At 71.5% G+C, this 8,019-nt stretch carries 11 protein-coding genes and 1 pseudogene; 1 reads left to right on the forward strand and 11 read right to left on the reverse strand.

Translation table 11 applies throughout. The features are described from left to right. The 3 genes from RMN98_RS15125 to RMN98_RS15135 all read right to left on the reverse strand — a co-directional run. Positions 1-1,439 (reverse strand): YifB family Mg chelatase-like AAA ATPase (locus RMN98_RS15125; RefSeq protein WP_309649647.1); only part of this gene is annotated, 1,439 nt, incomplete at its 3' end. Continuing rightward, on the reverse strand, positions 1,439-1,840 hold the full coding sequence (locus RMN98_RS15130) for a YraN family protein (RefSeq protein WP_309649648.1): 402 nt from the start codon (positions 1,838-1,840) through the stop codon (positions 1,439-1,441). The genes RMN98_RS15130 and RMN98_RS15125, both read right to left, overlap by 1 nt. Before the next feature lie 174 nt (positions 1,841-2,014). After that, positions 2,015-2,323: a DUF2469 domain-containing protein gene (locus tag RMN98_RS15135; RefSeq protein WP_309649649.1), complete on the reverse strand. Its 309-nt coding sequence runs from the start codon at positions 2,321-2,323 to the stop codon at positions 2,015-2,017. Positions 2,324-2,477: 154 nt separating this feature from the next. Between RMN98_RS15135 and RMN98_RS15140 the strand changes: the two genes are divergently transcribed. Next, positions 2,478-3,173, forward strand: coding sequence for a DUF2071 domain-containing protein (locus tag RMN98_RS15140; protein ID WP_309649650.1), 696 nt, complete (start codon positions 2,478-2,480; stop codon positions 3,171-3,173). On the opposite strand, the gene RMN98_RS15145 is transcribed toward RMN98_RS15140, so the two are convergent. The 8 genes and pseudogenes from RMN98_RS15145 to rpsP all read right to left on the reverse strand — a co-directional run bounded on the left by RMN98_RS15145 (position 3,156) and on the right by rpsP (position 7,941). Then, a complete protein-coding gene (locus RMN98_RS15145) occupies positions 3,156-3,860 on the reverse strand; it encodes a ribonuclease HII (protein ID WP_309649651.1) in 705 nt (234 codons plus the stop codon). The two genes, RMN98_RS15140 and RMN98_RS15145, sit on opposite strands and share 18 nt — an antisense overlap. A gap of 6 nt (positions 3,861-3,866) precedes the next feature. Then, a complete protein-coding gene (gene lepB, locus RMN98_RS15150) occupies positions 3,867-4,757 on the reverse strand; it encodes a signal peptidase I (RefSeq protein WP_309649652.1) in 891 nt (296 codons plus the stop codon). 75 nt (positions 4,758-4,832) lie between these two features. Next, entirely contained in the window at positions 4,833-5,150 is a 318-nt protein-coding gene (gene rplS, locus RMN98_RS15155; protein WP_309649653.1) for a 50S ribosomal protein L19, read from the reverse strand. Positions 5,151-5,346: 196 nt separating this feature from the next. Further along, the gene (locus RMN98_RS15160) at positions 5,347-5,820 is read right to left on the reverse strand and encodes a GNAT family N-acetyltransferase (protein WP_309649657.1); all 474 of its coding nucleotides are present in this window, start codon (positions 5,818-5,820) and stop codon (positions 5,347-5,349) included. A gap of 3 nt (positions 5,821-5,823) precedes the next feature. Continuing rightward, positions 5,824-6,504 (reverse strand): annotated as a pseudogene (trmD, locus tag RMN98_RS15165) (tRNA (guanosine(37)-N1)-methyltransferase TrmD); the annotation flags it as partial. Then, on the reverse strand, positions 6,501-7,052 hold the full coding sequence (gene rimM / locus RMN98_RS15170) for a ribosome maturation factor RimM (RefSeq protein WP_309649654.1): 552 nt from the start codon (positions 7,050-7,052) through the stop codon (positions 6,501-6,503). The pseudogene trmD and the gene rimM, both read right to left, overlap by 4 nt. Before the next feature lie 104 nt (positions 7,053-7,156). Next, positions 7,157-7,399 (reverse strand): RNA-binding protein, encoded by a 243-nt coding sequence (locus RMN98_RS15175; protein ID WP_309649655.1) that lies wholly within the window; start codon positions 7,397-7,399, stop codon positions 7,157-7,159. A 5-nt stretch (positions 7,400-7,404) separates the two neighbouring features. Beyond that, on the reverse strand, positions 7,405-7,941 hold the full coding sequence (gene rpsP / locus RMN98_RS15180) for a 30S ribosomal protein S16 (protein ID WP_309649656.1): 537 nt from the start codon (positions 7,939-7,941) through the stop codon (positions 7,405-7,407). Positions 7,942-8,019 lie beyond the last annotated feature (78 nt).

Consider the following 8,019-nt stretch of genomic DNA (forward strand, 5'->3'; position numbering starts at 1 on the left):
AGTGTGCCGGCGGCCAGCTCCGCGTCGATCAACCGTTGTCCCTCGGGCTCCAGCGGCCAGCGTTCGGCGAGGACCGGCCCCGGGCATGAGGAGTTGAGCAGCCAGGCACAGTCGCGGTAGCGGCGGGCCTGTCGTTGGCGCGCCTCGGTGAAGCGCGCCCGGACGTCGGCCGAGGACTCCGGCTGAGGGCCCCACGCGCTCGACGGGCGCCGGCCCTGGGGTCGTACTTCCATCCAGATGTCGACGCGGTCGAGGATCGGGCCGGACAGCTTGCGGCGGTAGTGCGCCCGCTGGACCTCAGTGCAATCGCACGACCCGCCGGTGGAGCCGTGGAAGTTGCCGCACGGGCAGGGGTTGGCCGCGAGCACGACGAGGGAGCGAGCCGGGTAGGTGGCGGAGAACTCGCCCCGGGCGATGGTCACCTCGCCCGACTCGAGCGGCTGCCGCATCGCCTCGATCACGTCGGAGCGGAAGTGGGGGAACTCGTCGAGGAAGAGCACGCCGTGGTGGGCCAGGCTCACCTGGCCCGGACGCACCTTCCCCGTGCCGCCGCCGAGCACGCTCGCGGCGCTCGCGGAGTGGTGCGGCGCGAACCACGGCGGGCGCCGCAGGAGCCCCGAACCATCGGGAAGGACGCCGGTGACGGAGTGCAGCGCGGTGACCTCGAGCGACTGCTCGATCGTGAGATCGGGGAGGATCGACGGGATCCGCTCGGCGATCGACGTCTTCCCGGTGCCACGCGGCCCGACGAGCATCAGCGGGTGGGCGCCAGCGGCGGCCACCTCCACGGCGTAGCGGACGTCCTCGAGCCCGTCGAGGTCGGCCAGGTCGACGTCGTCCAGCCGCCCCTCCCCGCTCCAGGTGCCGAGGGACGTGGCCGACGCGGCGACCACGGGAGGCGCCTCGGGCACCTCGACCCCGCGCAGCACCGCGGACGCCTGCGCCAGCGAGCGGACCCCGAACACCGTCATCCCGGGCACGAGCGCGGCCTCGGCCGCCTGCGGCTCCGGGACGAACACCCGCGTGATGCCGTGGGCGGCCGCGGCGATCACCATGGGCAGCACACCCGGCACCGGGCGGAGCGCCCCGGAGACGGACAGCTCGCCGATGAAGGCCCAGCCGTCGAGCAGGTCGGGCGTGAGCTCCTTCTGCTGCTTGTCGGCGGCCAGCACTGCGATCGCGATGGCCAGGTCGTAGTGGGTGCCGGTCTTGGGGAGATCGGCAGGAGCGAGCAGGATCGTCACCCGCTTGGTGGCCGGCCAGCGGCCACAGTCGTTGTTGATCGCCATCCGCACCCGGTCGCGCGCCTCGGACAGGCTCTTGTCCACCCGTCCGACGAGCGTCGTGGTCACCAGCCCGGGCGAGATGTCGACCTGGACGTCGATCACGTGACCGACGGCCCCGCGCAGGGCGAGGGAGCGTGCCGTCGCGAAGGCCATCAGCCGACTCCCTCGACGTGCTCGACCTCGACCGGGCCGCCCCGCGGCGCGAGCACCCCGACCAGGTCGATCCGTACGTCGTCGGGGTGGGCGTCGTGCGCGCGCAGCCACCGCCCGGCGAGCCGTCTGAGCCGCTCGGCCTTGGCCTGGCTGACCGACTCGAGCGGGGTGCCGAAGGCCTCGCTGGAGCGGGTCTTCACCTCGCAGATCACCAGCACCCGGCCGTCGCGGAGGACCAGGTCGATCTCGCCGGCGTCGCACCGCCAGTTGCGGTCGACGAGCTCCATGCCGCGGCTCACGAGGTGGCGGGCGGCGATCGTCTCGCCGCGCTCCCCGAGCAGCCGCTTGCGCTCGGCAGCGGGGTCGGGCGTGAAGGGTGACGCTGCAGCGGATCGAGCCATCGTGGGTGCCTTCCGGTCGGTGCGGGAAGCACCAGCAGACCGTGCCGCACCGACGCCTGACCGCGGCCAGGCTCGGACCCTGTGGAGGAGGGTCGGATCTGGCGACCTGTGGACGGTTGGTGGCGCACCAGCTGCGCCCGACCCCTGCCCCGCCCAACAGCGGAGTGGACCGGGTCAGTCCTTCGGCGGGTCGATCTCCCGCGGCGCGAGCTCCTCGACGTTGACGTCCTTGAAGGTCAGCACCTTGACGTTCTTGGCGAAGCGGGCGGGGCGGTACATGTCCCAGACCCAGGCGTCGGTCATCGAGACCTCGAAGACGACATCACCGCTCTCCGAGCGCGCCTTCACGTCGACCTGGTTGCACAGGTAGAAGCGGCGGTCGGTCTCGACGACGTACTTGAAGATGCCGACGACGTCGCGGTACTCACGGTAGAGGGTGAGCTCCTGCTCGGTCTCGTACTTCTCGAGCTCCTCGGCGCTCATCAGGTCTCCTGCGGGTCGTCGGGGGTTCGGTGCCGGACGGGCGTTCCCACGGCACTGGCATCGTAGACGTGTGAGGGCGACTGAAGGCGGCGCGGCACGAGGGACACCCCGACCGATCGTGGGTCAGGGGCCGCCACTGCCGTCACGGCAGATCATGAGCCAGTGGTGGCGCGACATCAGCTTCCTCCACTGGCGGGTCGACCCGGACCTCCTGGTGCCCCAGCTGCCCGACGGCGTCCGCCCTGACCTGTACGACGGCAGCGGCTGGGTCGGGCTCATCCCGTTCCGCATGGTCGGTGCCGGGGTCGGCCACGGGCCGGCCGTGCCGTGGCTCGGGACGTTCCTCGAGACCAACGTGCGCTACTACACGATCGACGACGCCGGCCGCCGCGGGGTGGTCTTCGCGTCGCTGGAGGCCGAGCGGCTGGCCGTGGTCGCGGGGGCCAACGCCTCCTTCGGGGTCCCCTACCAGTGGGCGAGGATGTCGTGCACTCCCCCGGCCATGCCGGCGGACCCCGAGGGACTCCGGATGACCTACGACAGCCGTCGCCGCAGCCTGTCGCGCCCCCACAGCCACCTCGAGGTCGAGGTCGGTGCACCCGTCGACGAGCCGGCCGGGCTCGAGCTGTTCCTCACCGCGCGCTTCGGCCTGCACACGCGGCGCTTCGGCTACAGCTGGTGGATCCCCAACACCCACGCCCCGTGGCCGCTGCGCCACGCCCGCGCCCTGCACGTGGACGACCAGCTGGTCACCGCTGCCGGCCTGCCGGGGATCACCGACCGCGCGCCCGACTCGGTGCTGTTCTCCTCGGGCGTGCAGACGGTCTTCGGGCTACCGCAGCGGCTCTGACGCGGCCTGCGCGGAGACGGCCCCGGGCAGGGGCTCCAGGCCGGCCGCTCGTCGTACGTTGACGAAGCGCATGCGGTGCACCGGCGAAGGGCCGTGCTCGGTCAGCGCCGCGGTGTGCGTCTCGGTGATGTAGCCCTTGTGCGTCTTGAAGTCGTACGCCGGCCACTCGCCGTCGAGGTCCGTCATCAGGCGGTCACGGGTCACCTTGGCGAGGACCGAGGCGGCCGCGATGCACGCGGCGACCCGGTCGCCCTTCCAGACCGCGAGCCCCGGGACCCCGAGCCCGTCGACGGGGAAGCCGTCGGTCAGGACGTAGGCCGGCGGCAGGTCGAGCAGCGCGACGGCACGCCGCAGGGCCTCGATGTTGGCCACGTGCATCCCGAGCCGGTCACACTCGTCGTGCTCCACGACGACCACCGCCCACGAGGAGGCGCGCCGGACGATCTGCTCGTAGCAGCGCTCACGCGCCTTCTCGGTGAGCAGCTTGGAGTCGGCCAGTCCTGGGACGATCCCGGCGCGACCGGGCGGCAGGATCGCCGCTCCCGCCACCAGCGGGCCCGCACAGGCACCTCGCCCGGCCTCATCGACCCCCGCGATCGGCTCGATGCCGTGGCGGCGCAGCGCGCGCTCGTAGCCGTAGAGGCCGGCGTCGCGACGCACGGTGAGACCTCGGGGCAGGTCACTCACGAGCGCTCAGTCTGCGGCGGGGGCTGCGGCGGGCTCGGGCACGTCCGCGAACGTCTCGGGCCGGTCGAGCCAGTCGAAGCGGTCGCGCGGCCAGACCAGCACGAAGACCTTGCCGACCACGAGATCGGTCGAGACGTAGGGGCTGTCGCTGCAGTCGGTCTCGGCCTCGGTGCACAGGTGCACGGTCGAGTCGGCCGAATGGGCGCGGTTGTCGCCCATCACGAAGATGTGACCCTCGGGCACGGGGCCGGCGGACCAGTCGCAGTTGCCCGTCATCGGGCCCTTGCACTTGATGCCGACCTCGGCGGGGACGTAGTCGTCCTCCTCGAGCGGCTCGCCGTTGACCAGCAGCCGCCCCTCCGCGTCGCAGCACTCGATGACGTCGCCCTCGACCCCGATGACGCGCTTCACCAGGTGGCCGCCGGTCGGGTAGAGCCCGATCTTGGCCAGCGCGCTGGTGAAGGCGTTGGTGGGGCCGGAGTCCTCGGCGGCGCCGAGCCAGCCGCCCGGGTCCTCGAACACGACGACGTCTCCGCGCGAGGGCGAGCCGCCGAACCAGTAGGACGGCTTCTGGACCAGGATCCGGTCGTTCTTGACCAGGCCCGGCTCCATCGACTCCGACGGGATGTAGAACGCCTGGACGAACAGCGCCTTGATGACGATCGCGAGCACCAGGGCGACGCCGAGCAGCAGGATCGTCTCCTGCCAGATCGGCAGGTTCTTGCGCTTCCGCTTCGCCACCGTGTCGCCGGCGACATCGGCCTCGTCCAAGCCGGACCCGCCGGTGGGGTCGGAGACGACAGTGCGCGCGACCCCTGACTCGTCAGCGGCGGCCAGGTCGGAGTCACCCTCCGGAGAGGGGTCGACGGGCTCGTTGCCGCGGGAGTCGGAGGTCACGCGCAGAGTCTAGGCAAGCGTCGTTCGAGAAGAGCCGGGGGCTCAGAACTCGCGACGCTCCTTGATCTTGGCAGCCTAGCCGCGCAGGTTGCGCAGGTAGTAGAGCTTGGCGCGACGCACGTCACCGCGGGTGACGACCTCGACCATCTCGAAGATCGGGGAGTGCAGCGGGAAGGTGCGCTCGACACCGACGCCGAAGGAGACCTTGCGGACGGTGAAGGTGCGGCCGATGCCGGCGCCGTGGATGCGGATGACGACACCCTGGAAGATCTGGACGCGGGCACGGTTGCCCTCGACGACCTTCACGTGGACCTTGATGGTGTCACCGGCGCGGAAGGCCGGGACGTCGTCGCGCTTGGCGGCGTTGCCGAGCTCGGCAATGAGGTTGGTCATGATTTCTCCTCGCGAGTGCCACAGGTCAGACGCGGTATCGGATGGGTTCAGCGGTGTGGCCAGACGTGTGGCCGGCGGCGCAAGGCTCCCCCTGTGGCAGGAACCTGACGCAGACCCTCCGCGTGGGCTTCGGAGCGGACCTTCGGCCGACTGGACCGGGGGTCGAGTTTGCCACACCGCCGGGTCCCGACCGAAATCAGCGTCTCGGCTTGGTCAGCACCACGGCGAGGGGCGGCGACGGCAGGTCGGGACGCAGCCGGAAACCCGCCTTCTTGTACATCCGCAGGTTGTCGAGGCTGCGCTCCCCCGTGAACAGCGCGTACGACGTCGCAGCGGCCGGCGCGATCGCCTGGACGTGCTCCAGCAGCAGGCGTCCGAGCCCGCGGCCCTGGAGGTCGGGGGCGACCATGATCCGGCCGATGTCCCACACGGCCCCGTCGAGCCGACCACGCGCAGCGCCCACCAGCCGACCGTGGGAGCGCACGACGACGGTGGTCCAGTCCACGAGTCCCGCCACCACGTCGTCGAGGGACTCGTGCAGGGCCGGGATCCCGGCGACGCTCTCGTTGGCGATCGCCTCCTGGAGCCAGCAGGCACGCTGCAGGGTGAGCAGCTCCCCCGCGTCGCCCCGCGTCGCGGGCACGACCTCCCAGCCGCCAGCGCCGGCCACCGCGTCGGGTCGGAGCAGGTCCGGCCGGCGCTGCGTCGTACGACGCTCGGCCTGGTCGTGGCGCCAGCGGGCGATGCGCGCGTGGTCACCCGAGAGGAGCACGTCGGGCACGTCCAGGCCGCGCCAGGAAGCGGGCTTGGTGTAGACGGGGTACTCCAGCAGGCCGTCCTCGTGCGACTCCTCGACGAGGGACTCGGCGTTGCCCATGAAGCCGGGCAGCAGGCGGACGACGGCCTCGGTGATCGCCAGCGCGGCGACCTCTCCCCCGTTGAGGACGTAGTCGCCGATGGAGACCTCACGCACCTCGGCCCGGCCCGACGCGTGATCGAGCACCCGCTGGTCGATGCCCTCGTAGCGACCGCACGCGAAGACCAGCCGCTCGCGGGTCGCGAGGTCGCGGGCCAGCGCCTGGCTGAAGGGCTCGCCCGACGGCGTGGTGAACACGATCGTGGCACCGTCGAGGTCGAGCTCGTCGAAGGCTGCTCCCCAGGGCTCCGGCTTCATCACCATGCCGGCGCCGCCGCCATAGGGCGTGTCGTCGACGGTGTGGTGGCGGTCGGTGGTCCAGGAGCGCAGGTCGTGGACGTGCACGTCGATCAGGCCCCGGTCACGGGCCTTGCCGGGCAGCGAGAGCGTCAGCGGATCGAAGTAGTCGGGGAAGATCGTGAGGTAGTCGAGCCTCACGACTCGTCGTCCTCGAGGGGGGTCACCAGTCCCGGCCGGTCGGCGACCACGATGCGGCCGCCGGCGACATCGACCTCGGGCACCAGGGCCTTCACGAAGGGCACCAGCCCGTCACGACCGTCGGGGGTGCGCACGGTCAGCAGGTCCTGGGCGCCACCGTGGGCGACGGCGTTGACCGTCCCGAGCTCGCGCCCCTCGAGGTCGAACGCGGTGAGACCGATCAGCTGGTGGTCGTAGTACTCGTCGGGATCCTCGGGCGTCTCGTCGGCGTCGACGTTGGCGCGCAGCAGAACGCCGCGGGCGGTCTCGGCGGCCGTGCGGTCGGCGAGCTCCTCGAAGGTCACCAGCAGTGTCTGCTGGTGCCATCGGGCCCGGGTGACGGTCAGGGTGCGGTGCGAGAAGGCCGAGCCCTTCGGGGGCTGCACGTCGAGGACGGCGCCCGGGGCGAAGCGCCGGTCCGGCTCGTCGCTGCGCAGGTCGAGGGTGACCTCGCCGCGGATGCCGTGGGGCTTGCCGATCCGTCCGACCACGAGCTCGATCTGCTGCACGGCCTCAGGGTAGGGCCAGCGCACCGTGGGGCGGAAAAGCGGACCGGGCGCCCTCCCGCAGGAGGACGCCCGGTCCGTGGAGCGTGGTGCTGTGCGCCTCGCCGTCAGCGGCGGCGGTCCACGTCGACGAAGTCGATGCGGGCGTCGTTCTTGCCCGCGAGCGCACCGATCACGGTGCGGAACGCGGACGCCGTGCGGCCGCCGCGACCGATCACCTTGCCGAGGTCGTCGGGGTGGACCCGGACCTCGAGGATCGAGCCACGGCGCAGCTGCTTGTCTCGAACGACGACGTCATCGGGGTTGTCGACGACACCACGGACGAGGTGCTCGAGAGCATCGGCGAGCATCGGGCTCAGGCCTTCGACTCGTCGCCCTCGGTGGCCTCGGCCTCAGCCGCCACCTCCGGGGTCTCGTCGGCCGGGGCCGCGGGGGCCTCCTCGGCGGGAGCCTCAGCAGCGGGGGCCTCGGCAGCAGCCTCGGGCTCCTCAGCCTTGGCGGCCTTCTTCTTCTCGGTCTTCTTGGTCACGGCGTCGCCCTTGGGCTCGCTCGCCGCTTCCTTGAGAGCCTCGTTGAAGATCTCCTGCTTGTCGCGCTTGGGCTCGGCGACCTTGAGGGTGCCCTCGGTGCCGTCGATGCCCTTGTGCTTCTGCCAGTCGCCGGTGATCTTGAGGATCTTGGCGACCGCCTCGGTCGGCTGCGCGCCGACACCGAGCCAGTAGACCGCCCGGTCGGACACGACGCTGATGTAGCTCGGGTCCTCCTTGGGGTGGTACTTGCCGATCTCCTCGATGACCTTGCCGTCGCGCTTCTTGCGCGAGTCGACGACGACGATGCGGTACTGCGGCACCCGGACCTTGCCCAGGCGCTTCAAACGGATCTTGACGGCCACGGTTGTGGTGTCTCCTTGAGTTCAGTGGTGGGTGAAGGAATCGGGGTCCGGGTGGGGAACACGCGGGCCGGTCCTTCG

The sequence above is a fragment of the Nocardioides sp. genome (assembly GCF_031397825.1).
In the GTDB taxonomy this organism is placed as follows: domain Bacteria; phylum Actinomycetota; class Actinomycetes; order Propionibacteriales; family Nocardioidaceae; genus Nocardioides.

Coding starts and splice junctions, on each gene's coding strand:
- RMN98_RS15135 (WP_309649649.1), bottom strand. CDS start 2,323: ATGAGCGCCGAGGAGCTCGAGAAGTACGAGACCGAGCAGGAGCTCACC.
- RMN98_RS15130 (WP_309649648.1), bottom strand. CDS start 1,840: ATGGCTCGATCCGCTGCAGCGTCACCCTTCACGCCCGACCCCGCTGCC.
- rplS (WP_309649653.1), bottom strand. CDS start 5,150: ATGACCAACCTCATTGCCGAGCTCGGCAACGCCGCCAAGCGCGACGAC.
- RMN98_RS15175 (WP_309649655.1), bottom strand. CDS start 7,399: ATGCTCGCCGATGCTCTCGAGCACCTCGTCCGTGGTGTCGTCGACAAC.
- RMN98_RS15140 (WP_309649650.1), top strand. CDS start 2,478: ATGAGCCAGTGGTGGCGCGACATCAGCTTCCTCCACTGGCGGGTCGAC.